The organism is Komagataeibacter xylinus (genome assembly GCF_004302915.1).
GTDB lineage: Bacteria > Pseudomonadota > Alphaproteobacteria > Acetobacterales > Acetobacteraceae > Komagataeibacter > Komagataeibacter xylinus_C.
In genome coordinates this window covers 1-22,248 of the sequence record NZ_QQBI01000005.1, presented here as the reverse complement: position 1 = coordinate 22,248, position 22,248 = coordinate 1, and the positions used below count along the sequence as shown (strand labels likewise).

Genomic DNA, 22,248 nt, shown 5'->3' with positions numbered 1-22,248 from the left:
ACAAAGACGTTTCTGGTGAAGCTTTTTTTCCGAAAAGCTTCGAAAAGAACGCCGCCTTTTTGAAAAAAGACGGCACCCCCAAAACTTCTGTCATTCAGGCAGATACGAAAACAGGCCGACCGCCCAAGGGCAATCGGCCTGCAAATCTGGTCGGAGTGAGAGGATTCGAACCTCCGGCCCCTGCGTCCCGAACACAGTGCTCTACCAGGCTGAGCTACACTCCGTTGCACGCGGCTATACTAGCCTGCTCCCTTTTGCGCAAGGGGATAGATGAAAAGTTTTACAGCGTTGCCACCGCATCGCGCGCGCCGGAGGGTGCCGGAAGGGTTGCCAGGACGGCCATGAGGGTGGCCACATCCGGCACCACCGCAAACAGGTCACGTGCGCTGGGGGAGGCGAATCCATCCTCGATACAGGCATCGATCATGGCCAGCAGCGGGTCGGCCCAGCCTGCGATGTTGACGATATAGATCGGCTTGTCATGCTGGCGCAGCTGCCGCCATGTCATGATCTCGATCGTCTCGTCAAACGTGCCCAGGCCGCCGGGCATGACCACAAAGGCATCCGAGCAGGCAAACATGCGCGCCTTGCGGTCATGCATGCTGTCGGTCACGGTCAGGTCGGTCACACCTTCATGCATGATCTCGCGTGAATGCAGGAAGCGCGGGATCACGCCCGTCACGGTGCCCCCTGCCGCCAGCGTGGCGTCGGCCACCGTGCCCATGAGGCCGACATGCCCGCCCCCATAGACCAGCCGCAGCCCCGCCTGCCCCAGCGCCGTGCCCAGTGCGCGCGACTGGGCTGCATATTCCGGCCTTGAGCCGAAACGTGATCCACAAAAAACCGCTACAGATGAAATCTGCATCTATCCAGCTCAGCTCCCGCAAGGTTGGTCATGCGCCACGCACCCTTCAGCGCGGCAGGAATTTCAATGCCATGGTGACACCCACGCCTGCCAGCGTAAACAGGGCCGAGACCAGAAACAGCGCCCCGTAGCCCATTGTCTGGATCACCAGCCCCAGCAGCGGGCCGGACAGCCCCACGGCAATATCGAGAAACACGGAAAAAGCGCCCAGCGCCGCCCCCCGGTTCTCCGCCCCCACGCGGCCCACGGCCAGCACCCCCATGGCGGGAAACACCAGCGAGAACCCGGCCCCGGTCAGTGCCGCCCCAAGGGCTGCGCCTTCCACGCTCGAGCACTGCCACAGCACGCCCAGGCCCAGCGTTTCCACCAGCAGGGAGATGAGGGTGACCTGCAACCCGCCCCGGCGGTCGATCTGGCGGGCGAACAAAAAGCGCATCATCACGAAGGTCAGGCCGAAACCGGCCAGCGCCACGGCGGCGCCATTCCAGTTATTATGGGCATAGAACAGCGCCAGGCAGGCGGAAATGGTGCCAAATCCCACCGACCCGCAGGCCAGCACCATGCCATGGGGCAGCACGCGCATGAACACCTGCCCGAAGGGCATGGGCGGCGCCTTGGCAGGCACGGGCGGCACCGGCGCATACTGGCGCGCCAGCACGAAACCGAACAGCGTCAGCCCAGCCGAGAGCGCGCCCACCAGCGTCAGCCCCCCATAGGGCATGGGCAGGCCGGACAGGATCTGCCCGATCGGCGCACCAAGGGCGATGCCGCCATAAGAGGTCACGCCATTCCACGAGATCACCTGCGCGGTGCGTCCTGCGCCCACGCGGCCGATATTCCACATGATGGCGCCCGTCGCCGTCCAGCTTTCGCCAATGCCCAGCAGCACGCGGCTCAGGATCAGCAGCCCCACCGACAGGACCGCAAAATGCAGCAGCACGCCCGAGGCCAGCAGCATCAGCCCCGAGAGCGTGCACATGGCCAGCCCCACGATGACCGTGGGCTTGGCGCCGCGCCGGTCGGCCTGCCGCCCCGCGCCCGCGCGCGAGGCGAAGGTTGCGAGATACTGCACCGAGACCGCCATCCCCGCCAGCACGGTGTTGTAGCCCAGCACCTGGTGCACAAAAACCGGAATAACCGCCATCGGCAGGCCGATATCGATGTAACATAGCAGATTGAACAGCACGACGGGCAGTATCCGCCGTGTCGGTGACGCCGATGATGCCTGCGGCCCGGTCATGATATGCCTGCACTCCCCATAGAAAACGAACGCGCCGCACCAGCGCGCATGACAACCCTGATTTTTCGCGCCGCAAAAGAGCTTGGGCACAACGCCGGATACGGCTTATGGAAAAAACTGAAAAAACCAACCCGCAACCATTCGTTCCCGCACCACAGCCCCGTGCAGGATGCATGGACATGCCTCAACAGGCCACGAAGGAGACAGGTTTCATGACGCAACGCCCCACCCCCGATGCAGGCGGCTACACCACGCTTTCCACCCGCACGGCCTACGAAAACCCCTGGACCCGCGTGCGCGAGGACATCATCCTGCGCCCCAATGGCCGCGAGGGGCTGTATGGCGTGGTGGAGCGCGGTGATTTTGTCGTGATCCTGCCCTTGTGGGAAAGCCCCGAGGGCCCCCGCGTCACCCTGATCCGCCAATACCGCTATCCCATACAAAAGCGGATGTGGGAACTGCCCATGGGCATGTGGGAAAACCGCCCCGACGCAACACCCGATGAGGTGGCGCGTGGCGAACTCCGCGAGGAAACCGGCCTCATGGCCGCCGAGATGCGCGATGCGGGGCTGCTGTACCAGGGCGCTGGCTACACCACCCAGAAGGGCCGCGCCTTCCTGGCCACCGGGCTGACGCAGGGCAGCCACCAGCGCGAGGAAACGGAGGAGGACATTACCTGCCACACCGTTCCCCTGTCCGAGATGGAGGCGATGATCCTGGACGGGCGGATCACCTGCATGGTCACGATTGCGGCATTTGGCCTGATCCGGGCGCGTGGCTGGATCTGAACACCTGGGTGGCGTGAACCCTGAAAAAGTTTTTGGGTGCCGCCTTTTTTCCAAGAAGGCGGCGTTCTTCGGAGTTTTTTGAAAAAAGCTTCACCAAGAACTTTTTCCTTTTATCAATATTCTAGTCTGAAACGCCCTGATCACGCCGCAGCGGCGTCAGGTAGCGCTCAAGGTTGACGCGCAGCGGCATGAGGTAGGTGTTGCCGCCCGCGCGGGCCACGACCTCCATCATCTGCCGGGCAAAGGTGATATTGGCCTCGAATGTTGGCTCAAACCCGTGGGGGAAGATGACGTGGTTCGTCGTCTCCCAATATGAGCGCGATTTTGGCCCTACCACGGGCGAGATGCCCCAGAACACATTTTCCCCATGCAGCCAGTTCATGCACAGATCCAGCATGGGCAGGTCGAATATGGGCTGGGTGAAGAAGCCGATGGCACCGGCTTCCTTCTTGCGCGCGATGGCTTCCATTTCCAGATACGGTGCGCGGCGATACGGGTCGAACGCGGCATAGACATCCAGATGCGGCGCCTCGCGGCGATAACGCGCGATCACGCTCTCGCTGCTGTTGGGGTAGGTGCGGTGGCGCAGGTCCGATGGCGGGTCGCCCTTGACCACCAGCACCTCGCGCAGGCCCGGATCATCCGCGCCCGGCAGGGGCGCGTCAGGCGCAATGTCAATGGCGCGGATATGCGGCACCACGCGCGCGAAAACCGGGCGCACCAGCCGCGCCGCCTCCCAGCTGCGCAGCGGAAAGCGCAGCAGGTCGGGGATATTGATCATCCCCGCATCGGGGAACAGCCGGGCGACTTCATTGGCGTCACGCAGCAGGGTTTCCGCATCCCGCGGGATCAGTTCAACGGAGGTCAGGGTCATGAGCGTGCCTGCCCCGTCACGATCTGGCGGGCCGCATCAAGGGTGTTGCGCAGCAGGCAGGCAATGGTCATTGGCCCCACGCCGCCGGGCACGGGCGTAATCAGGCCAGCGCGCTCAACGGCCTCGTCAAACTTCACGTCGCCCACCAGCCGCGTCTTGCCCGAAGGCAGCGTAACGCGCGAAATGCCGACATCAATCACCGTGGCACCGGGCTTGATCCAGTCGCCGCGCACCAGTTCGCGCACGCCGGTCGCCACCACCACGATATCGGCCTGACGGGCCAGGGCCGCCGTATCGCGCGTGTCGACATGCGCCACGGTAACGGTGCAGCCCTCCTGCAGCAGCAGTTCGGCCATGGGGCGGCCAACGAGGTTCGAGGCACCAATTACCAGCGCATCCTTGCCACGCATGTCGCCCACGTAATGGCGCAGCAGTAGCAGGCAGCCCAGCGGCGTGCACGGCACGATGCCTGGCAGCCCCAGCGCCAGCCGGCCAGCATTGACCACGCCCAGCCCGTCCACGTCCTTTTCGGGCGCGATGGCGTTGGTCACGGCCACGGGGTCGAGCCCCGCAGGCAGGGGCAGCTGCACGAGGATGCCATGGATCTCGGGATCGACATTGAGCCGTGCGATCAGGCTGAGCAGTTCGTTCTGCGCGGTGGTGGCGGGCAGCATGTGCATGAACGAACGCATGCCCGCGCGGTGGGTCTGGAGCGCCTTGTTACGCACATAGACCTCGCTTGCGGGGTCATTGCCCACCAGCACCACGGCGAGGCCGGGGGTGACGTGGTGCTTTTCATAAAAGGCGCTGACATCGGCTGCGATATCCTGAGTGAGGCGGGCGGCGAAACCCTTGCCATCAATCAGGCGCGCGCGAGACGACCCCTGGGCATCGGATAGTGCTGGACCGGTCATCATCCCCTCCGGAAACGAACATGCAATGCGTGCAGATACGGCAAGAAACCCTGCCACGACAATCAGGGTGGGCCGTTTTTTTAAGGAAACGGGGGGAAAGCCGCCCCTTTTTCCGTGCCACAACCGCCTGCCTGCCCGGGAGCAGGCAGGAACAGTCCGGCTGCGTCCGGCGTTAACGTGGTGGCATCCGTTCATATGGCCTGACACGTCCTTTCCTTTGGATAAAACCATGTCGAAGCCCGTCCTTGTTAGCGGTGCGGGGCCTGTCGGCCTGATCATGGCCGCCGAACTGGCCCGCTACGGCACGCCTGTCAGGGTTATTGACAGGCTGCCAGCCCGCACCACCCAGTCCCGCGCCCTGGCCATCTGGCCCCGGACACTGGAACTGCTTGATGCAGCGGGCTGTGCCGATGCGTTTATGGCCACCGGGCTGCGTGCGGATGCCGTGAGCATTCATGCCGGCAACACGACACTGGCCCGGATCCCGTTCGGCACGATCGCCTCATCCTTCAATTACCTGCTGATGATTGCGCAATCGGAAACCGAGCGGTTACTGGAAGACCATCTCGGGACTTTTGGCCATACTGTCGAACGCGGGACCGAACTGACCGACTTTACTGGCAGGGACGACGGTGTGTCCTGCACGCTCAGGCATGCGGGCGGCAGGATCGAGACCGTGGAAGCAGCGTGGCTCATCGGGTGCGATGGGGCGCATTCCCTTGTGCGCAGCACGCTGGGCCTGGCATTCGCGGGGGACACGCTGCCCATGGGTTTTGTCATTGCTGACGTGCACGTGGCGGGCCTTGCGATCCCGCCCGACGAACCGGCAATTTTCTGGCACCCCGACGGCGCTGTCATGTTCTTTCCAATATCGCGGGGCCATTACCGTATCATCGCCGATCTGGGGCCGGTTGCATTGCATAGGCCTGACCTTGGGGAAATACAGGCACTTGTTGACCGGCGCGGACCGGGCGGGGTCATCCTGTCCGATCCGGTGTGGCTGTCGGATTTCGGGGTTAATGAACGCAGGGTCAGGGACTACCGCAGGGGCCGCGTGTTCCTGGCTGGCGATGCGGCCCATATCCATAGCCCTGCCGGTGGTCAGGGCATGAACATGGGCATGCAGGATGCCTTCAATCTTGCGTGGAAGCTGGCACTGGTCGAGCGGCAGGACGCCAGCCCGCGCCTGCTGGACAGCTACAGTAGCGAACGCAGCGGTGTTGCACGGCAGATCCTGTCGGATTCCAGCCGCATGACCAGAATTGTCCTGCTCAGAAGCCATCTGGCGCAGAGGGTGCGCAACTTCATTGTAAAGCAGGGCTTTCGCATTCCGGTGGTCCGTCGTGCCATTGCCAATCGGCTTTCCGGAATCCTGATCGGCTACCCGGACAGCCCCCTCAACATGGGTTCAGCCCGGGGGCTGCGTGGCCCTGGGCCAGGGCAGCGACTGGTTTCATGGCCATGTTCCGGACAGGACAACATGCCGCCCCGCTTTGTGCTTGCGGCCAGGAACAGCGCTGCAGCGCGGGCCATGATCGCACGCCATCCAGCCCTGCTGATGCCCGAACCATGCCTGCCACCGGATGAAAACGGTATCTGGCTGATACGACCCGATGGCTATGTCGCTGCCGCTGCGAAATGTGGGAACTGGGCGGACATCGACATGGCCCTGAAGAATATGGCAGGCAGTCAAAACGTCAGGACTTATGATGGAATTGAAAGACATTGATGGTGCCCGGTTATGAAACCGGGTGGGCGGTAGTCGCCTCATTTTGGTCATACGAGCCGCTAAATTGTTTTCCGTAAAGCGGACATGATTGGTACAAAGTTCCCGTGCGGGGTTAGGCTGTGTAACGATCCATTCCGCATATAGGCGTGCTATAGAAAACCCGCATTGCGCATATTGACCTCGCATCGGAAGGGACGCGGCAGCATGTCTGCTGGCAGATAGATCTGATCCTTGTCCACTAAACAGCCTTTTTCCTTTTCTTATTCGTCGCGTTGGTTGTCATATCGCACACGGCGAGTAGAGCGTAGGCATACTGGAATCCGGCTTCCCGAACCCAGCGCTTGGTCACGACAAAAACCCACGCAAGCATGGCAAACAGATTGACCGCAAATGTCGCTAGGATAGCGGGGCCAAGATCAGATGCTACTTTTGCTAACGCCACAAAGTCCCAATTTCTTATAGAATCCACGAGATTAGGAGCTTTGTTAAAAATTGTGAGCATCGTGATGACCAACGTCAGGAGGCAAAGGGTGAGTGCGAAAGGCTTGAGGCCCAGCAAATTACGACGAAATCCGTATTGCGCATTCTCGCGCTCCACCATCGCAAACTCTTTACCTCGAGTTCTTTCTTTCAACCACCGTACTGCTGAATCATACACCGCATTGGCGCCTGCGGGATTCGCTTGCTCTTCCTGAACCGTGGGGAAGGATAGACTTTCGGGCACTACGCCCGCCAGATATGTGTGATAACGCAGCCGGGTATGCTGATCGAGTTCGCTGTCATGGCGCAAAAGTAGTGTTGTCGGCCATCCGCCCCACCTCTTCAGTAGTTTTGGCTCAATCCGCTTACCCTTGGTGCGAGCATACGAGCCAAGAGCGTATAGAAGGCCGCATGATGTCGCTAATGTAAGAAGTGTCGCACCGCCACTGGAAAGCAGAAGCCACGGGAACCATGCCAGTATGGTAAGAAGGGGAGGAAAAATCATTAGAAGAGCAGGAAACAGTCTGGCCTGCCGACCATAGCTATCGAACAGCTGTGCAATACCGTTCGGGATCGGTATTGCCACCGTCAAGCCTCCTCATAGGAATCGGGATATGCGGTCGGCACCAATGGCGTGTAATCTGGCCGTGACGGAGCGGCACCACCCGACGTACGGATGTTTTGGCCCTCGGTCATGTGAAGATTTGCACCACGATGGATAAGCGCGCGTTGTACGACCTTACGGGGATGGTCTTCATCTGCCTTCGCTGAGCTGATATAGGCCTGAAAATGCCCGGTCTCCTGCGGCTCCTGGAGAATCGGGCCTACAATAGCGTTTAGCAGATCCGTATTAACATTGTGTCGCCCACCATGGTGTGGAACTTGGAATCTGTCGATCCCCGGAAGGGTCAAACCGACATATGGTGCATAGTCGATGACCTCCTGTAGACCTTTTCGTCCCGTATCAGCAGTTAACAGGATTTTCTTGCCATTCAGCACAGCGTACTGGACTACACTCATTTCATTTTCGTTGCTCGTATCTCCTGGCGGAAAGGCTTCCGCTCCCCATGATGCTCGGAGCAACGCGACTGCTGTCTTCGCCTTCTCCATGATGGTACCCAAAATACTGTCGACTCTGGATTCGATACCCAAGCTTTCCGGCGTTTTGTTCGACGTTAAAATGAGGTCGAGGTACCGCTCGCGCGAGGGGGCCATGACGTGGAATGCACCGATCTGCGCCCCTTGGAACGGTTCATGGATTGGAATGCCCTTGTCAATCGCTATATCTTCAAGAGCTGCAAGGTTAGCGTACGCACGCCGCAGGGCGCCTCGTAGGTGTGGTACACTCTCATAATTACTAAAATGCTCAATGAGTTCTTCCGCATACTCCCACGGGCGGAGCATCCATAGTTCACCGACCTCAAAATGTTCGAGAATTGCGATTAGACCACGTGCGTGATCCCCATCGTTGTGCGTCGCGATCACACGATTGATGAATGTCGGATTATCGTAATACTTGTTGATGAGGTCTCGAAGACACTCCCCACTGGTAGTATACCCCCCATCAACAACGTGGATGGTCGTCTGTCCTGCCAATTCATAGCGAATTGCTATTGCATCGCCACTCTTTTTTGTTTCGACACCTAATAAATCTATTTCAAAGAAATCAGCCATTAGATATTCTTCTCTCCGAGAAAAAATTACTGCGATATCACTATATAAGTTGCAACTAGATATAGATGGAAAGCGTCATAAGCTTTTGCAAGACGATGTAGAGGCTTTTTCCACGAGCGATTAGCCAACGCCGGGAACTCATTTCCTCATCATGTAAAACTGGTGACTTCAGGTCAAAATCTGGACACCTTTATCATAAAAACGTTCACTATTGAAATTTTGTGCCTAATAGCAGACCTTCCGTTCCCCCCCCAAAAAACAGTCACAGCTCCATCCCCGCCCCCACACAAAAAAGGCCGGGACAGAACTGCCCCGGCCCTCATGCCAATCCGTTCAGTTCACCCGATCTTACTGATCGTCGTCATCATCCGTCGCCGCATCGTTATCATCGGCATTGGGGCTGACCGCCACGAACACGCTCTGCCCGTTGCGCACCACCCGCAGCAGCACCGAGTGATTGGCCTGGAAGGCCTGCCTTATGGCCGAGACGGTGGCGCGCGGGTTTTCAACCGGCACTTCGCCCACCGCCTGAATGACGTCACCGGCATGGATACCGGCCTGCTCGGCGGGCGAGCCGGGTTGCACGTCGCTCACCACCACGCCGCGCACGCTTTCCTCCAGTCCGAGCTGCTGGCGCAGGTCAGGCGTCAGGGGTGCAAGGGTTACGCCGAGTTTCGGGCCTTTGTCAGTATCATGCGTGCTGTCGCCCACCGTGCCATCGGCCGTGCTGCCCTTGCCCAGGCTTGAAATCAGCACGGTTGCCGTCTGCGGCTTGTTGTTGCGCAGGTAGGCAATCGACGCCTTGGTGCCCGGCGTAATGGAGGCCACATTGACCGCCAGCGTGTGGGGCGTATCGATGTTCTGGCCATTGAGCTGGGTCACCACGTCACCGGCCTTGAGGCCCGCTTTCTCGGCCGGGCTGCCCACGCTCACACTGGCTACCAGCGCCCCGGTGGCCGGCGCCCCCGTGGCCGAGGGCTTCATGCCCAGCGCGCTGGCCATCGACGGCGTGATTTCCTGCGCAGTCACCCCCAGGTAGCCGCGCGTGACATGGCCGGTCTTTTCAAGCTGCTCGACAATGTTCTTTACGGTATCTGACGGAATGGCGAAGCCAATGCCGATCGACCCGCCCGAGGGCGAGAGGATGGCGGTATTCACCCCCACCACCTTGCCATCCTGCGTGAACAGCGGGCCGCCAGAGTTGCCACGGTTGATGGGTGCATCCACCTGGATGAAGGAATCATACGGCCCATCGCCAATATCACGCCCGCGCGCGGAGACGATGCCCGCCGTCACCGTGCCGCCAAGGCCGTACGGGTTGCCCACGGCCACCACCCATTCGCCCGGCTCGACCTTGTCGGAATCACCAAGTTCGATAAAGCGCAGCTTGCCCGAGGGCGAGACCTTGAGCAGGGCGATATCGGTCTTTGAATCGCGGCCCACGATCTTGGCGGGCAGCGCCGTGCCATCATCAAGCGTGACCGTGACCTTGGTGGCGCCCTTGACCACATGGTTGTTGGTCACGACGTAGCCATCGGGCGAGATGACGAAGCCCGAGCCACGCGCCTCAACCGTGCGGTGCGCCTGCTGCGGCATCATCTGGAAAGGGAACGGGAACGGAAAGCCGCCCGGCATGCCGCCACCGCCGCCCATTTCCTCGCCCGTGTCAGCATCCTTGATGCGGGCCGTGATCGAGACCACCGCCGGTTTGACCTGCTTGACCAGATTGACGAAGTTGGGCAGCTGCTGGATCTGGGTATCGGGGTGGATGACCCCGGTTTCATCGGCCCGCGCCACAGGTGCGCAGGCCAGTCCCGCCCCGGTAACCGCGCTGGCCACCAGAGAGGCCAGCAACCGCGTGCGAAACCGGCGGGAGGAAAGGGTGTTCGACCGTACTACGTCTGACATGGCATCCCTGAGCATGGAGGTCCTGCTGAAATCTCGAAACAACGGGGCGGGACTGGCCGCCTGGGCATGACAGTCCCATTCCCTGCATTGTGCCGCAAGAGAGCCGACCCGTGTTATACCGTTGCATGACAAATAGGTTAGGCGCGCCTTTGGGCAAAAAAATCCCGTAGCAGCGCCCCGGCCTCGCGCTCGCGCACGCCGCCCACCGTTTCGGGCCGGTGCAGGCAGCGGGCTTGCGCAAACACCCGCGGGCCATGCTCCACGCCCCCGCCCTTGGGATCATAGGCGCCGAACACAATCCGGCCGATACGGAAATGCACCGCCGCCGCCGCACACATGGGGCATGGCTCAAGCGTGACATAAAGCGTGCAGTCCGCCAGGCGCTGGCCGCCACGCAGGCGGGTCGCTGCGCGCATGACCTGCATTTCGGCATGGGCGGAGGGATCATGCCATTCCTCCACCCGGTTGCCCGCGCGCGCGAGCACCTGCCCCTGTGGTCCGGCAAGGGCGGCCCCCACCGGCACCTCGCCACGCAGTGCTGCGGCCCGTGCCTCTGCCATCGCAATATCCATGAAATAAGCCGGGAGCGGACGTGTCATGCCCGCATGATACCCGGCCCCCCCGGCACGGGCCAGTCCCGCGCGGCGGCACAACTTTTCCGCGATGGGCGCAACCGCGTCCGGCCCTGGTGGTTAACCGTTTACGGGCCGGGCGTTACAGCCGCCCTGCCTCATGCAGACAGGTCGCGCGCGACCGGCCACACGGCGGATCGGCGCATGGTTATCCCACACGCGGAGGAAAGGGTCATGCACATGCTTTCGCTCATTCTGGCAACCGCCGCGATCGTGGCGGGCCTGGCCGCATCAAATGACCTGCACCCCGCTGCACGCCCGGCCGGGACCTGCCTGCTCACCTGTGCCCTGCCGTGACCCTCTGCAGTTACGCAGGCCGTGATGCCAAAGCCACCACGTACGCGGCCAGGAGCTGCATGATCCCTGTGGCAGCGTCTGTGCCCCCTTATTGAGCCGCCCCGGCCGCTTTCACTGATGAGACAGGCCATTCTGGAAGCCTCTGATTTGGGGCACGATATTATTGCCTGATCCGTGGCGCATGATGGCTGCGACCCGCTGGCGGTATCAGAATGGCAGGAAATGGCGGCATATCCGCGTTGGGCAGAGGTTATGTTGATGGTCTGCCCAGCGTTTCATCCGTTGGGTAAAGAATTGCACCCGCGAGTGTCTACAGTTGGTTCAGGAACGACAGGCACCTGCGCTGGGCATGGCCTCTTTCGGCCGATGGCACGAACATGAGGGCCGACGGCCAGGCGGCCTTATCCTTATGGGCGAGGTCATGTTGAAGCGCCTGGCCGCCCCGTGCCAGGCCGGTCCTTCTCATCCACGCGCTGCAGCAATTACGGCCTTCATGTGCCTGATTACCGCAGGCAGCCCGTCAAAAATGGCCTGCCCGATCAGGAAATGCCCGATATTGAGTTCCATGACCTGCGGCAGGGCCGCGATGGGGGGCACGTTATCGTAAGTCAGGCCATGGCCCGCATGTACTTCCAGCCCGCAATGGGCGGCATGGGCCGCGCCCGTGGCCAGGCGGCCCAGTTCCGTTGCGCGTGCGGCGGCATCAGGCGCATCGGCATAGGCGCCGGTATGCAGTTCCACCACGGCGGCCCCCAGTTCTGCCGCAGCCTCGATCTGTGCGGCATCGGGATCAATGAACAGCGAGACACGGATGCCCGCCCCGTTCAGCCGCGCAATACGCGGGGCCAGCGTTCGGGCCTGCCCCAGCACGTCCAGCCCGCCCTCGGTCGTGACTTCCTGCCGCCGTTCGGGCACCAGGCAGCACGCATGGGGGCGCAGGCGGGCGGCGATGGTGGTCATCTCCTCGGTCGCCGCCATTTCCATGTTCAGCGGAATGGCCAGCTCCGCGCGCAGGCGCTCGAGGTCGGCATCGCGGATGTGGCGGCGGTCCTCGCGCAGGTGCGCGGTAATGCCATCAGCGCCCGATTTCTGGGCCAGCAGTGCGGCCCTGACCGGGTCGGGATGCGTGCCGCCGCGCGCGTTGCGCACGGTGGCGACGTGATCGATGTTCACGCCCAGCCTGATGGCGGCGGGAGAAGATGCGCTCATGACCTGTTCCTGTGTTCGGCCATCTGCATGGCCATGCGTAATGCCGCGACAAGGCTCGAGGGGTCTGCCGTGCCGTGGCCTGCAATATCGAAAGCGGTGCCGTGATCGGGCGATGTGCGGATGATGGGCAGTCCCAGCGTGGTGTTGACCCCCTGCGTCATGTCGATGGTCTTGAGCGGGATCAGCGCCTGATCGTGATACATGCACATCGCCACGTCATAGCGCGCGCGGGCGGGGGGCGTGAACATCGTATCCGGTGGCCACGGGCCGCTTACATCCATGCCGTGCGCGCGCAACGCCTCGATGGCGGGGATGATGATGGTCTGTTCTTCCGTGCCCATGGTGCCGCCTTCGCCCGCATGCGGGTTCAGCCCGGCGATGGCGATGCGTGGGTGGGCGATGCCAAAATCACGCATCAGGGCCGCATGGGTGGTGCGGGTGGCGGCGATGATGCCTTCGGTGGTGAGTTCATCAAGCGCGCGGCGCAGGCTGACATGGATGGTAACGGGCACCACGCGCAGTTCCGGGCAGGCGAGCATCATCACCTCGCGCCCCGGCACGTTGCACAGGGTGGCCAGGTATTCCGTATGACCGGGATAGGCGAAGCCCGCCTTCTTGAGCACGATCTTGCTGATGGGGTTGGTGACCACGCCTGCTGCATGCCCGTGGCGGGCCAGTTCCACCGCGCGCGCGATGGAGGTGGTGATGGCACCCGCATTGCGGCTGTCTGGCTGTCCGGCCACGACGGGGGCCGCCAGCGTGACCGGCAGCACCGGCACGGCATCGGCAAACACGCCCGCGGCCTCGCCAATGCTGCCAATCTCGCGCACTTTCACGCCATGGCGGCCAATCAGTCCTGCATCGCCAATCACGGCAAAGGCCGTGGGGCCAGCCCGCATGGCCCGCCAGGCGCCTGCGGTAATTTCCGGCCCGATCCCGGCGGGGTCGCCCATGGTCAGGGCGAGGGGGGGCGTGGCCTCAGGCATCGGTCGTGGCCAGGGCGTGCAGGATGCGGATCCATGAGCGCATGCCCTTGTGGAAGGAGGTCAGGTCATATTTCTCGTTGGGCGAATGGGCGCGGTCATCGTCAAGGGCAAAACCCACCAGCAGGGCAGGCATGCCCAGCACGCGCTGCATGTCGGCGGCCACCGGGATCGAGCCGCCACAGCCGATGGTCACCGCAGGCGTGTTCCATTCCGCGCCCAGTGCGTCGAGGGCGGCTTTGAGGCCAAAGGCATCCTCAGGCAGGGCGCTGGCCACCGATCCGCCGCAGGGCGTAAACGTAACCGTGCAGTCATCAGGCACCATGTTGCGCACATGGCTGCAGAAGGCCTGGCGGATATGCACCGGGTCCTGCCCGGCGACGAGCCGGAACGAGACCTTGGCTACGGCCTCGCCGGGCAGCACGGTCTTGAAGCCCGCGCCGGCATAACCGCTGGCAATGCCATTGATCTCGAAGCTCGGGCGGCACCATGTCTGCTCGATGGCGGTGTAGCCTTTTTCACCCGCCGGGCATGAAAGCCCGACTTCACCCAGAACGGTCGCGTCATCGGGCGCAATCTCGCGCCAGCGCGCACGCAGTTCGGGCGTGGGATCCTGCACGCCCGCATAGAAGCCGGGCAGCGTGACCCGGCCCGTGGCCTCATCACGGATGGAGGACAGCACCTGGCACAGCACCTCGGCGGGGTTGCGCGCGGCATTGCCGTATATGCCGGAATGCAGGTCGCGCGTGGCGCAGCGCAGATGCACCTCCTCGCCCAGCATGCCGCGCAGCGTGGTGGTGATGGCGGGCACGCCGGGCAGCATGGCGGTATCGCAGATCAGGCCGACATCGGCGCGCAGTTCCTTGCGGTGCGTTTCCATGAAAGGCAGCAGGCTGGGGCCGCCGCATTCTTCCTCGCCCTCGATCAGCAGCGAGATGCGCACCGGCATCTGCCCGCCCGTTGCCCGGATGGCGCGGATGGCCTCGATAAAGGTCATGACCTGGCCTTTGTCATCCGAAGCCCCCCGGGCGACGATGCGCTTCGTGCCATTTTCCCCCGTGACCAGCCTGGGTTCGAACGGCCCGCTCTCCCACAGGTCCAGCGGGTCGACGGGCTGCACGTCGTAATGGCCATAGAACAGCACATGCGGGCCTGCGGGCGGCGTACGGTCATGGGCTGTAAGAATGGGGTGGCCCGGGGTCTCGTGCAGGGTCACGTCAAAGCCGAGGCCATCGAGTTCATCACGCAGCCATTGCGCTGCGCGCCTGCAGTCATCGGCATGTTCGGGCTGGGTGGAAATGCTGGGAATGCGCAGGAAGGCAAAAAGCCGCTCAAGGGCCGCATCGAGCGTGCGGTCCGCCTGTTCCAGAACGGGAGAAAGGGGGGAGGCGGTCGCGGTCATGAAATCTCCGTTTGCTGCAATCGGCTTGTGGCCGGGCATGGGCCTGACCGCGCTTTATACCATACCCCACGGCGGGTGAGCGAAGGCGGGGGCAGGGAAAAAGCTTCAGAAGAACGCTGCCTTTTTGAAAAAAAGGCGATACCCAGAAACTTTTACTGTTTTTAATCAATTAATTAGTGGCATTGCCCATGCAGGAAGCCCAGCGCGGGCAGGGGGCGCCACGCACGGGGCAGGTCCGCGCGGCGATAGGGGCGGATGCTGTATTGCGGCACCGCCACCGCATTGCGCTCGAGAAAGGCGCGATAGGCCATGACCTGCTGGTTGCGCCACGCGCAATCGGCCTCGGCCGCGGCACGGGTGGCATAGATGCTGGCGATGCAGGTCTCGCGCCCGGTGCGTGCTTCCACCGCCCAGGATTCATCACGCCGTGCCGTGTTGCGAAAAACGACAACCTTGCCCATTGCCACGCTCCCTGCACCCTGTGTCCTACAGGCAACCATGCCCGTGCCGCGCGATCAAGGCAGCGCCGCATGAATTGATTTTCTTGCAGGCTCTGGTTGTTGGGGGTAGGGAAACAGGATCATGATACGTCTTTTCATCACCCTGCCCGTGACCGTGGCACTGATCGTTTTCGCGGCCTGCAACCAGGCGCCGGTGGAACTGTCATGGCTGCAGTGGAAGTGGACGTCATCCCCCGGCGTGCTGGCGCTGCTGGTGGCTGCCCTGTTCTATGCCACCGGCTCGGCCAGTGTCTGGATCGTGGTGCTGCGCCAGATCCGCCGCGCCCGCCGCGCCGAGCTCGAACTGCGCACCCTGCGCGCCAGCCAGCCTGATGCCGATGCAACTGCCCGCCCGCCGGGCCTGACATCGGCCCCGGCCAATTCCCCCATGCTCAAGGCCTATGCCGCGGCCCAGCCGGTCGAGACGCAGCCCGAACCCGAGGTGGACCCGGCCCCTCAGGCGGCCGCGCAGCTGCCCAGGCCGCCCGAGCATTCCTGATCCCGACCAACCCGCCATTTTATCTGCCTGAGGAGCGCCGCCAATGAGCCATGGACGGTCCACCCGCCTGATCGTTGCCCTTGACACCAAGGACACGGCGCAGGCCGTAAGCTGGCGCGAGCAGGTGGCGGGGCCTGCCAGCATGGTCAAGCTGGGGCTTGAGTTCACTTATGCCTGCGGGCTCGATGCGGTGCGCAAGGCGGCAGGCGAAAGCCCGCTCTTTCTTGACCTCAAGCTGCACGACATTCCCAACACCGTGGCCTCCGCCATTGGCAGCCTTGCAGCCCTGCGGCCCGCCATGCTGACCATCCATGCCAGTGGTGGCCGCGCCATGATCGCCGCTGCCCGCAGGGCGGTTGACGAGACCTTCCCCGAAGGGGCCCGCCCGCTGCTGCTGGCCGTGACCGTGCTGACCAGCATGGATGAGGCCGCCCTGCACGAAACCGGGGTGCAGGGCAGCGTGGAGGCGCAGGTGCTGCGTCTCGGCGCGCTGGCCATGGAATCCGGGGCGGATGGGCTGGTCTGTTCCTCGCACGAGATCGCGCCGCTGCGGGCAGCGCTTGGTGATAAACCGGTGCTGGTGGTGCCCGGCATCCGCCCGGCAGGCAGCGCTTTGGGCGACCAGAAGCGGGTCATGACCCCGGCACAGGCCAGTACCGCTGGCGCAGACTGGATCGTGGTGGGCCGCCCCGTTACCCGGGCCGACAACCCCGCTGCTGCTGCCGCCGCGATTGCCGCCGAACTGGAAACAGCGCATTCCTGAAAAAAAAGTTTCTGGTGAAGCTTTTTTCCAAAAAGCTTTGAAAGAATAACGCCTTTTTTGAAAAAAGGCGGCACCTGAAAACTTTTTGAACCTTAAAATTGGCGGCAGGACCACAATGACAGTCAGGGTCAAGATATGCGGCATCCGTGACGAGGCGGGTCTGGAGGCTGCCAGTGCCGCCGGGGCCGACTGGGTGGGGTTCGTGTTCTTCAGCCGCTCGCCGCGCCATGTCACGGCCCCGCAGGCCGCTCCGCTGGTGCGCCGCCTGCCGCCTGGTGGCCCACGCGCCATCGGCCTGTTCGTGCGCCCGACCGATGATGAGATCCGTCACGTGCTGGATGCGGTCGCACTCGATGGGGTGCAGATCTATGACACTGCAGCCCGTGCTACAGCCATCCGCGCGCGGTTTGGCGTGCCTGTGTGGCTGGCTGCCGGTATTGCCGCCCGCGCCGACCTGCCGCAGAGCTGCGCGGTGGATGGGCTGGTGATTGAATCCCGCCCGCCCGCCGGTGCACAGCGCCCCGGCGGCAATGCCCAGGCCTTTGACTGGAGCCTGACCGAGGGCTGGCAGGCGCCAGTGCCGTGGATGCTGGCTGGTGGTCTGCGGCCCGATAACGTGCGCGAGGCCGTGATGCGTAGCGGGGCGCGGGCAGTGGATGTCTCATCCGGGGTGGAAACCGCCCCCGGCATCAAGTCGCCCGCGTTGATTCATGAATTCGTGCGGGCGGCCCGCACCCTTTGAATGTGTTTTGGTGCGGCCTTTTTAGAGACTGTTTGAAAAGTTAGCCCAGAAAATATCCAGGAATCATGAGGAAGTTTTTGGTGAAGCTTTTTTCAGAAAGCTTAAAAGAACACCGCCTTTTTGAAAAAAGGCGGCACCCAAAAACTTTTATTATTTTTTATCAATGAGTTGTTTTCAACAGCCTCTTAAATGGCGGCGTCTTTACGAAGCTTTTTGAAAAAAGCTTCACCAGAAACCTTTACCTGTTCTCGAAGTATTCAGTCGTATTCGACCGGGTCCAGATGGGTTTCATCTGGCAGAAGCCTGCTGGCGTCAATGCGGTACAGCGTGCGCTCGGGCGCAAGCCAGCCGGGAATGGTGGCGATGTGCTCGTAGGCCTCGAGTACCAGCAGCACGTTATCGAGGTCATAGGTCGTCGTGCCGTCCAGATCTGTGGCCATGGGGCAGTAAAGCAACAGGCCATCCGTCATGTAGTCGGATGTTTCGATTTCCAGCCACAGGTCAGGCTGGGTTGCGGCAGGGTTGGCGCGAACGCGGCCCATGCGGTCCCAGATACCCCACAGGCCGTCAATTTCCTTCAGGTCCATCATGATATTGTACTGGTGGCGCGTGAGGACGCGTGTGCCAAGTGTATCAGCGCGGAGGGGAGAGAGCATGCGATCCTTTCCAGCCCTGCCTTGGCCAACCATAGCGCCATTCCACTGAACTCTGGCGCGGTGGAATTGCCCTAACTCATTGTTTATCGAGCACCTTCACCAGTTCGAATGTGTCCATTCAAACTGGATCTGCTCTAGCGGTAATAACCGTAATAGGCCGGAGGCGGCGGGGGTGGTGGCGGCGGATAGGCATAGACCGGGTAGGGCGGCGGCGGATAGCCGTAAACCGGATAACCATACCCGTAGCCATAAGGCCGGTAGCGATAGGGCGACATGGCTACCCCAAGGGCCGTGCCAGCGGCCATGCCCACGCCAAAGCCGCCCCAGCCCCAGCCACGGTGCCAGCCGCCCCCCCAACCAGGGCCACCCCGCCAGCCACCACCCCATGCATGGGCGGCAGGGGCGGGCAGGACGCCAGCCAGTCCCATGGATACAGCCAGCAACAGAGCCAACTTACGCATCTGACGGGTTCCTTTTGTGTACCATTGCAAAGCCGATATTGGCACGGATCGGCCAGATATCCAGCCCCGCTACCTCACCGTTCCGTGATGTTGCGTGTCAGGAAACCCCTGGAACAGGGCGTTTTCATGACAGCATGATTCATGTTGGGAACAGGGCGACGCATCCGGGCTGCTTCCAGCAGAATAAAATTGCCCGGGTGCCGCCTTTTTTCAAAAAGGTGGCGTTTTACGAAGCGCTTTGAAAAAAGGCGGCGCCCAAAACTTTCATTTTTTCAGCGATCCTGTCGGGCGCGGAGCCATCCGCCAAGTGAAGCCAGCGCCTCTTTCAGCGGGCCGTCGGGCATGTCGTCAATTTCCACCGGGGGTGGGGGCGTGCGCGGCGGGGCAGGGGGAGCGGCCTGCCGGGGCGCGGGCAGCAGGTCCTGCACCATTTTCAGCCGCTTGACCACGCCGGTGCCGCAGGTGGTGTTGATGCGGGCAATGACGGTGGGGGCGAGGTGTTGCAGTTCCATCGCCACCGGCCCCTGGCAGCCTACCGTCAGCGTGCCGGCCGAGAGCCTGCGCGGCACGGTCAGTGCTGCCAGATGGGGGCCGACAATATCCGCCCAGTCCGTCATGACCTGCACGGCGGCAGCCGACTGCTTGCGAAAGACCGGCTGGCTGATCTGGGGCAGAAGGGCGGCCATGCTGCGCGCGCGAAAGGCCCGGCGCGGCGGCTCGGGGGCAGCGGCGGCTTCGTTCTTTTTCTTGCTGCGTGGCGGCGGGTTCGTCATAAACGGGTCCGTGTTACCTTGTGCTACCGATCTGTTACGCTGGTATGACCGGCACCGTCGCATTCTGCCATGGCGCGCGCTGCCCGGCCAGAGCGTTGATCCCTATCGGGTCTGGCTGAGCGAGATCATGCTGCAGCAGACCACGGTTACGGCGGTCATGCCCTATTTCGAGCGCTTCCTTGCTGCCTTTCCCAATGTGACGGCACTGGCCCGCGCGCCGCAGGACCGGGTCATGGCGCTATGGGCGGGGCTTGGCTACTATGCCCGCGCGCGCAACCTGCATGCCTGCGCCAAGGCCGTGGCAGCACTGGGGGGCACCTTTCCCGATACGGTGGAAGGGCTGCTGGAACTGCCGGGAATCGGGGCCTATACGGCAGCGGCCATCGCCGCCATTGCCTTTGGCCGCCCCGTGGTGCCGGTGGATGGCAACGTGGAGCGCGTGACCAGCCGCCTGTTTGCCCTGACCGACCCGCTGCCCGGCGCCCGCAAGGCCATTGCCGCCCGCGCCGTGACCCTGAACGCGGATGCGCAGGCAAAAGCCCGCCCCTCCGACTTCGCGCAGGCCCTGTTTGACCTTGGGGCAGGCATCTGCACGCCGCGCAACCCCGCCTGCGTGCTGTGCCCGTGGCGCGACGCCTGCGCGGGCCACGCGCAGGGCATTGCCGCCACCCTGCCGCGCCGCGCGCCCAAGGCCGTGCGGCCCGTGCGGCACGGCGTGCATTTCTGCCTGGTGGATGAAGCCGGTGGCCTGCTGCTGGTCCGCCGCCCCGAAAAGGGGCTGCTGGGCGGCATGATGGGCCTGCCGGGACCGCACTGGCGCGATGACCCGTGGCCTCAGGCGGAAGCGCTGGCGCAGGCTCCTGCCGCCCCCCGGCTGCAACCCCGCTGGCGCATGGTGGGGCAGGTGAAGCATGTATTCACCCATTTTACGCTGCTGGTGGATGTGTACGCAGCCACGATCGCGGCCTTTCCCAACAGCATGGCGGCAGGGGGGTGCGTGCATTACCCCGGTGACGATGCCGTGGCGCTGCCCTCGCTCATGGGCAAATGCGTAAAGGTTGCACGCAAGGCCGGTATTTTTTGATTGACGCCGGTATGATCCGCGCGGTTGAGTAATGGGTGTCCGATCAGGAAAGGGACCGTGATGTTCGCTTTTGTCCAGATGCTTTCCCCCGTTGTGGCCCTGCTGGGCCTTGTTGCCGCCGCCCGTTACTGTTCAGCCCCCGCGCGCGCCATGCAGCCGGTCCGGGTGCGCACCCGCCGCTAGGGCGCCCCTTGTGCAGGGTGAGGGTCCGCTGTTCCTTTGCATCCACCTCCGGCTTCCTGTAGCAGCCGGAACATGACATTCATTACCGTAAAGCGCGCGGCGGGGCATGAAGATGCGCCGCCGCGCACCGGGGTACTGCTGAGCAATCTTGGCACCCCTGATGGCACCGGCTATGGCGCGGTGCGCCGCTATCTGGCTGAATTCCTGTCAGATCGGCGCATTATTGAAGCCAGTCCCCTGGTCTGGAAGCCGATCCTGTATGGCCCGGTGCTGACCTTCCGCCCGCGCAAGTCGGGCGAGGCCTATCACCGCATCTGGCACCATGACCGTAATGAAAGCCCGCTGCGCACCTATACGCGCGACCAGGCGGAAATGCTGGCAAAAAGGCTGGCGGCTGACGATGTGCCGGTGGCCTGGGGCATGCGCTATGGCCAGCCCTCCATAAAGCAGGCGCTGCATGAGCTGGTGGCACAGGGGTGCGACCGCATCCTGCTTGCCCCGCTCTACCCGCAATACAGCGCCACCACCACGGCCACGGCCAATGACCAGGCGTTTCGCGCCCTGATGCGGCTGCGCAACCAGCCTGCCATCCGCACCCTGCCGGCCTTCCCCGACCATCCGGCCTATATCGCGGCCCTCGGGCGTTCGATCATGGCCCGGCTCGAAACGCTGGATTTCAAGCCGCAGATGATTGTCGCCTCCTTCCATGGCCTGCCCAGGGTGTATGTGGAAAAGGGCGACAGCTATGCCGATGAATGCGCGCGCACCATCACCGCGCTGCGTCATGCCATGGGGTATGACGAGCGCATGATGCCGCTCACCTTCCAGTCCCGCTTTGGGCCGGCAAAATGGCTGGAGCCCTATACCGCGCCGTTTATCGAGTCGCTGCCCGCGCAGGGCATCGAGCGCATTGCGGTGATTACGCCGGGCTTCATTTCCGACTGTATCGAAACGCTTGATGAAATCGGCAACGAGGCGGCGGAAGACTTCATCAAGGCTGGCGGCAAGGAACTGGCCCTGATTCCGTGCCTGAACAACTCGCCCGATGCCATAAACCTGCTCGAGACCCTGGTGCGCGAGGAACTGGCAGGCTGGCTGCCCCGTAAAGCGGAAGCCTCTGCTGGTTGAGGTCTCTCCTGCCCGCTAACGGAGAAAAGTTTTTGGTGAAGCTTTTTGCAAAAAGCTTCAGGAAGTGCCGCCTCCGGCAAAAAGGCGGCACCCGAAAGCATTGATGATGCGCCCCCTGTCAGGGCCGGTCGCAGCTTTCGGTCAGGTCGTTATAGACCTGCCCTTTGGGGCATGAAGCCGGAGGGCGCTGCGGTGCGGGCTGGCCATTGCCCTGCGGGCCGGGCTGCGGCTGCGCGGGGGCCAGCAGGGTGGACAGGTCCTTGTCATAGACGGAATCGTCTTCAGGCGCGTTGTTGCCCGTGGCGTTATAGACTTCGGGTGCGGCCCGATAGCTGGCACTTGCCGCGGCAGCCCCCATTGCAGCCCCCGCGCCATAATAGCCAGGCCAGCCCCAGCCACCCCAGCCGCCGCCCCAGCCCCAGCCGCCCATGGGGTAACCCCAGCCGACATAGCCGGGGTAGTAG

Annotated in this window: 24 protein-coding genes, 1 tRNA gene and 1 pseudogene; 9 read left to right on the top strand and 17 right to left on the bottom strand. The window is 62.9% G+C overall.

Annotated elements, in window-relative coordinates; all coding sequences use genetic code 11:
- Positions 1-147: 147 nt before the first annotated feature.
- The 3 genes from DV027_RS04780 to DV027_RS04770 all read right to left on the bottom strand — a co-directional run bounded on the left by DV027_RS04780 (position 148) and on the right by DV027_RS04770 (position 2,105).
- Positions 148-224 (bottom strand) — tRNA-Pro (locus DV027_RS04780).
- Between the two features lie 56 nt (positions 225-280).
- Positions 281-865, bottom strand: a complete 585-nt coding sequence (locus tag DV027_RS04775) for an LOG family protein (protein WP_130730783.1) — start codon at positions 863-865, stop codon at positions 281-283.
- Positions 866-911: 46 nt separating this feature from the next.
- The gene (locus DV027_RS04770; protein ID WP_130730782.1) at positions 912-2,105 is read right to left on the bottom strand and encodes an MFS transporter; all 1,194 of its coding nucleotides are present in this window, start codon (positions 2,103-2,105) and stop codon (positions 912-914) included.
- A gap of 212 nt (positions 2,106-2,317) precedes the next feature.
- On the opposite strand from DV027_RS04770, the gene DV027_RS04765 reads away from it, so the two are divergent.
- A complete protein-coding gene (locus DV027_RS04765) occupies positions 2,318-2,893 on the top strand; it encodes an NUDIX domain-containing protein (RefSeq protein WP_130730781.1) in 576 nt (191 codons plus the stop codon).
- Between the two features lie 121 nt (positions 2,894-3,014).
- Here DV027_RS04765 and DV027_RS04760 read toward each other — a convergent pair whose 3' ends face one another.
- Positions 3,015-3,767 carry a methylenetetrahydrofolate reductase gene (locus tag DV027_RS04760; protein ID WP_130730780.1) on the bottom strand — a complete coding sequence of 251 codons (753 nt, stop codon included), beginning with the start codon at positions 3,765-3,767 and terminating at the stop codon, positions 3,015-3,017.
- Positions 3,764-4,681, bottom strand: a complete 918-nt coding sequence (gene folD / locus DV027_RS04755) for a bifunctional methylenetetrahydrofolate dehydrogenase/methenyltetrahydrofolate cyclohydrolase FolD (protein WP_165399112.1) — start codon at positions 4,679-4,681, stop codon at positions 3,764-3,766. The genes DV027_RS04760 and folD overlap by 4 nt, the downstream gene beginning before the upstream one ends.
- Before the next feature lie 229 nt (positions 4,682-4,910).
- On the opposite strand from folD, the gene DV027_RS04750 reads away from it, so the two are divergent.
- Positions 4,911-6,410, top strand: coding sequence for an FAD-dependent monooxygenase (locus DV027_RS04750; protein WP_130730779.1), 1,500 nt, complete (start codon positions 4,911-4,913; stop codon positions 6,408-6,410).
- 238 nt (positions 6,411-6,648) lie between these two features.
- Here DV027_RS04750 and DV027_RS04745 read toward each other — a convergent pair whose 3' ends face one another.
- The 4 genes from DV027_RS04745 to DV027_RS04730 all read right to left on the bottom strand — a co-directional run bounded on the left by DV027_RS04745 (position 6,649) and on the right by DV027_RS04730 (position 11,071).
- Complete coding sequence (locus DV027_RS04745; protein ID WP_130730778.1) at positions 6,649-7,476, bottom strand: hypothetical protein; 828 nt, start codon at positions 7,474-7,476, stop codon at positions 6,649-6,651.
- A 2-nt stretch (positions 7,477-7,478) separates the two neighbouring features.
- A complete protein-coding gene (locus DV027_RS04740; RefSeq protein ID WP_130730777.1) occupies positions 7,479-8,564 on the bottom strand; it encodes a ComEC/Rec2 family competence protein in 1,086 nt (361 codons plus the stop codon).
- Between the two features lie 348 nt (positions 8,565-8,912).
- A complete protein-coding gene (locus DV027_RS04735; protein WP_130730776.1) occupies positions 8,913-10,487 on the bottom strand; it encodes a Do family serine endopeptidase in 1,575 nt (524 codons plus the stop codon).
- 122 nt (positions 10,488-10,609) lie between these two features.
- The gene (locus tag DV027_RS04730) at positions 10,610-11,071 is read right to left on the bottom strand and encodes a nucleoside deaminase (protein ID WP_242621729.1); all 462 of its coding nucleotides are present in this window, start codon (positions 11,069-11,071) and stop codon (positions 10,610-10,612) included.
- Positions 11,072-11,248: 177 nt separating this feature from the next.
- Here DV027_RS04730 and DV027_RS17395 point away from each other — a divergent pair, with 177 nt between their 5' ends.
- Positions 11,249-11,401: a hypothetical protein gene (locus tag DV027_RS17395; RefSeq protein WP_165399107.1), complete on the top strand. Its 153-nt coding sequence runs from the start codon at positions 11,249-11,251 to the stop codon at positions 11,399-11,401.
- A gap of 462 nt (positions 11,402-11,863) precedes the next feature.
- Here the strand turns inward: DV027_RS17395 and DV027_RS04725 are convergent, their stop codons facing one another.
- The 4 genes from DV027_RS04725 to DV027_RS04710 form a co-directional block, all read right to left on the bottom strand.
- Entirely contained in the window at positions 11,864-12,610 is a 747-nt protein-coding gene (locus DV027_RS04725; RefSeq protein ID WP_130730775.1) for a pyridoxine 5'-phosphate synthase, read from the bottom strand.
- Positions 12,607-13,596 carry a 4-hydroxythreonine-4-phosphate dehydrogenase PdxA gene (pdxA, locus tag DV027_RS04720; protein ID WP_130730774.1) on the bottom strand — a complete coding sequence of 330 codons (990 nt, stop codon included), beginning with the start codon at positions 13,594-13,596 and terminating at the stop codon, positions 12,607-12,609. Before pdxA ends, DV027_RS04725 begins: the two co-directional genes overlap by 4 nt.
- Positions 13,589-14,995, bottom strand: a complete 1,407-nt coding sequence (locus tag DV027_RS04715) for a dipeptidase (RefSeq protein ID WP_130730773.1) — start codon at positions 14,993-14,995, stop codon at positions 13,589-13,591. The genes pdxA and DV027_RS04715 overlap by 8 nt, the downstream gene beginning before the upstream one ends.
- A 173-nt stretch (positions 14,996-15,168) precedes the next feature.
- On the bottom strand, positions 15,169-15,456 hold the full coding sequence (locus DV027_RS04710) for a hypothetical protein (protein WP_130730772.1): 288 nt from the start codon (positions 15,454-15,456) through the stop codon (positions 15,169-15,171).
- Between the two features lie 121 nt (positions 15,457-15,577).
- On the opposite strand from DV027_RS04710, the gene DV027_RS04705 reads away from it, so the two are divergent.
- The 3 genes from DV027_RS04705 (at position 15,578) to DV027_RS04695 (ending at position 17,499) form a co-directional block, all read left to right on the top strand.
- A complete protein-coding gene (locus DV027_RS04705; RefSeq protein WP_242621728.1) occupies positions 15,578-15,994 on the top strand; it encodes a LapA family protein in 417 nt (138 codons plus the stop codon).
- Positions 15,995-16,037: 43 nt separating this feature from the next.
- Positions 16,038-16,757, top strand: a complete 720-nt coding sequence (gene pyrF, locus DV027_RS04700; RefSeq protein ID WP_130730771.1) for an orotidine-5'-phosphate decarboxylase — start codon at positions 16,038-16,040, stop codon at positions 16,755-16,757.
- A gap of 115 nt (positions 16,758-16,872) precedes the next feature.
- A complete protein-coding gene (locus DV027_RS04695) occupies positions 16,873-17,499 on the top strand; it encodes a phosphoribosylanthranilate isomerase (protein WP_130730770.1) in 627 nt (208 codons plus the stop codon).
- Positions 17,500-17,756: 257 nt separating this feature from the next.
- Here DV027_RS04695 and DV027_RS04690 read toward each other — a convergent pair whose 3' ends face one another.
- The 3 genes from DV027_RS04690 to DV027_RS04680 form a co-directional block, all read right to left on the bottom strand.
- Positions 17,757-18,155, bottom strand: a complete 399-nt coding sequence (locus DV027_RS04690; protein WP_130730769.1) for a hypothetical protein — start codon at positions 18,153-18,155, stop codon at positions 17,757-17,759.
- Positions 18,156-18,289: 134 nt separating this feature from the next.
- On the bottom strand, positions 18,290-18,616 hold the full coding sequence (locus DV027_RS04685; protein WP_130730768.1) for a hypothetical protein: 327 nt from the start codon (positions 18,614-18,616) through the stop codon (positions 18,290-18,292).
- 272 nt (positions 18,617-18,888) lie between these two features.
- Positions 18,889-19,389: a DciA family protein gene (locus DV027_RS04680; RefSeq protein WP_130730767.1), complete on the bottom strand. Its 501-nt coding sequence runs from the start codon at positions 19,387-19,389 to the stop codon at positions 18,889-18,891.
- A gap of 10 nt (positions 19,390-19,399) precedes the next feature.
- On the opposite strand from DV027_RS04680, the gene mutY reads away from it, so the two are divergent.
- The 3 genes from mutY (at position 19,400) to hemH (ending at position 21,784) form a co-directional block, all read left to right on the top strand.
- Positions 19,400-20,473, top strand: coding sequence for an A/G-specific adenine glycosylase (mutY, locus tag DV027_RS04675; RefSeq protein WP_130730766.1), 1,074 nt, complete (start codon positions 19,400-19,402; stop codon positions 20,471-20,473).
- Positions 20,474-20,530: 57 nt separating this feature from the next.
- Positions 20,531-20,656, top strand: a complete 126-nt coding sequence (locus DV027_RS18035) for a hypothetical protein (protein ID WP_275100974.1) — start codon at positions 20,531-20,533, stop codon at positions 20,654-20,656.
- Between the two features lie 72 nt (positions 20,657-20,728).
- Positions 20,729-21,784, top strand: a complete 1,056-nt coding sequence (gene hemH, locus DV027_RS04670) for a ferrochelatase (RefSeq protein WP_130730765.1) — start codon at positions 20,729-20,731, stop codon at positions 21,782-21,784.
- A 118-nt stretch (positions 21,785-21,902) separates the two neighbouring features.
- Here the strand turns inward: hemH and DV027_RS04665 are convergent.
- Positions 21,903-22,248, bottom strand: a pseudogene (locus DV027_RS04665) (hypothetical protein); the annotation flags it as partial.

Bases quoted from the DNA above. Each gene is read 5' to 3' on its own strand.
- DV027_RS04775 (WP_130730783.1), bottom strand. From the start codon at position 865: ATGCAGATTTCATCTGTAGCGGTTTTTTGTGGATCACGTTTCGGCTCA.
- DV027_RS04770 (WP_130730782.1), bottom strand. From the start codon at position 2,105: ATGACCGGGCCGCAGGCATCATCGGCGTCACCGACACGGCGGATACTG.
- DV027_RS04765 (WP_130730781.1), top strand. From the start codon at position 2,318: ATGACGCAACGCCCCACCCCCGATGCAGGCGGCTACACCACGCTTTCC.
- DV027_RS04760 (WP_130730780.1), bottom strand. From the start codon at position 3,767: ATGACCCTGACCTCCGTTGAACTGATCCCGCGGGATGCGGAAACCCTG.
- folD (WP_165399112.1), bottom strand. From the start codon at position 4,681: ATGACCGGTCCAGCACTATCCGATGCCCAGGGGTCGTCTCGCGCGCGC.
- DV027_RS04750 (WP_130730779.1), top strand. From the start codon at position 4,911: ATGTCGAAGCCCGTCCTTGTTAGCGGTGCGGGGCCTGTCGGCCTGATC.
- DV027_RS04740 (WP_130730777.1), bottom strand. From the start codon at position 8,564: ATGGCTGATTTCTTTGAAATAGATTTATTAGGTGTCGAAACAAAAAAG.
- DV027_RS04735 (WP_130730776.1), bottom strand. From the start codon at position 10,487: ATGCTCAGGGATGCCATGTCAGACGTAGTACGGTCGAACACCCTTTCC.
- DV027_RS04730 (WP_242621729.1), bottom strand. From the start codon at position 11,071: ATGACACGTCCGCTCCCGGCTTATTTCATGGATATTGCGATGGCAGAG.
- DV027_RS17395 (WP_165399107.1), top strand. From the start codon at position 11,249: ATGGTTATCCCACACGCGGAGGAAAGGGTCATGCACATGCTTTCGCTC.
- DV027_RS04725 (WP_130730775.1), bottom strand. From the start codon at position 12,610: ATGAGCGCATCTTCTCCCGCCGCCATCAGGCTGGGCGTGAACATCGAT.
- pdxA (WP_130730774.1), bottom strand. From the start codon at position 13,596: ATGCCTGAGGCCACGCCCCCCCTCGCCCTGACCATGGGCGACCCCGCC.
- DV027_RS04715 (WP_130730773.1), bottom strand. From the start codon at position 14,995: ATGACCGCGACCGCCTCCCCCCTTTCTCCCGTTCTGGAACAGGCGGAC.
- DV027_RS04710 (WP_130730772.1), bottom strand. From the start codon at position 15,456: ATGGGCAAGGTTGTCGTTTTTCGCAACACGGCACGGCGTGATGAATCC.
- DV027_RS04705 (WP_242621728.1), top strand. From the start codon at position 15,578: ATGATACGTCTTTTCATCACCCTGCCCGTGACCGTGGCACTGATCGTT.
- pyrF (WP_130730771.1), top strand. From the start codon at position 16,038: ATGAGCCATGGACGGTCCACCCGCCTGATCGTTGCCCTTGACACCAAG.
- DV027_RS04695 (WP_130730770.1), top strand. From the start codon at position 16,873: ATGACAGTCAGGGTCAAGATATGCGGCATCCGTGACGAGGCGGGTCTG.
- DV027_RS04690 (WP_130730769.1), bottom strand. From the start codon at position 18,155: ATGCTCTCTCCCCTCCGCGCTGATACACTTGGCACACGCGTCCTCACG.
- DV027_RS04685 (WP_130730768.1), bottom strand. From the start codon at position 18,616: ATGCGTAAGTTGGCTCTGTTGCTGGCTGTATCCATGGGACTGGCTGGC.
- DV027_RS04680 (WP_130730767.1), bottom strand. From the start codon at position 19,389: ATGACGAACCCGCCGCCACGCAGCAAGAAAAAGAACGAAGCCGCCGCT.
- hemH (WP_130730765.1), top strand. From the start codon at position 20,729: ATGACATTCATTACCGTAAAGCGCGCGGCGGGGCATGAAGATGCGCCG.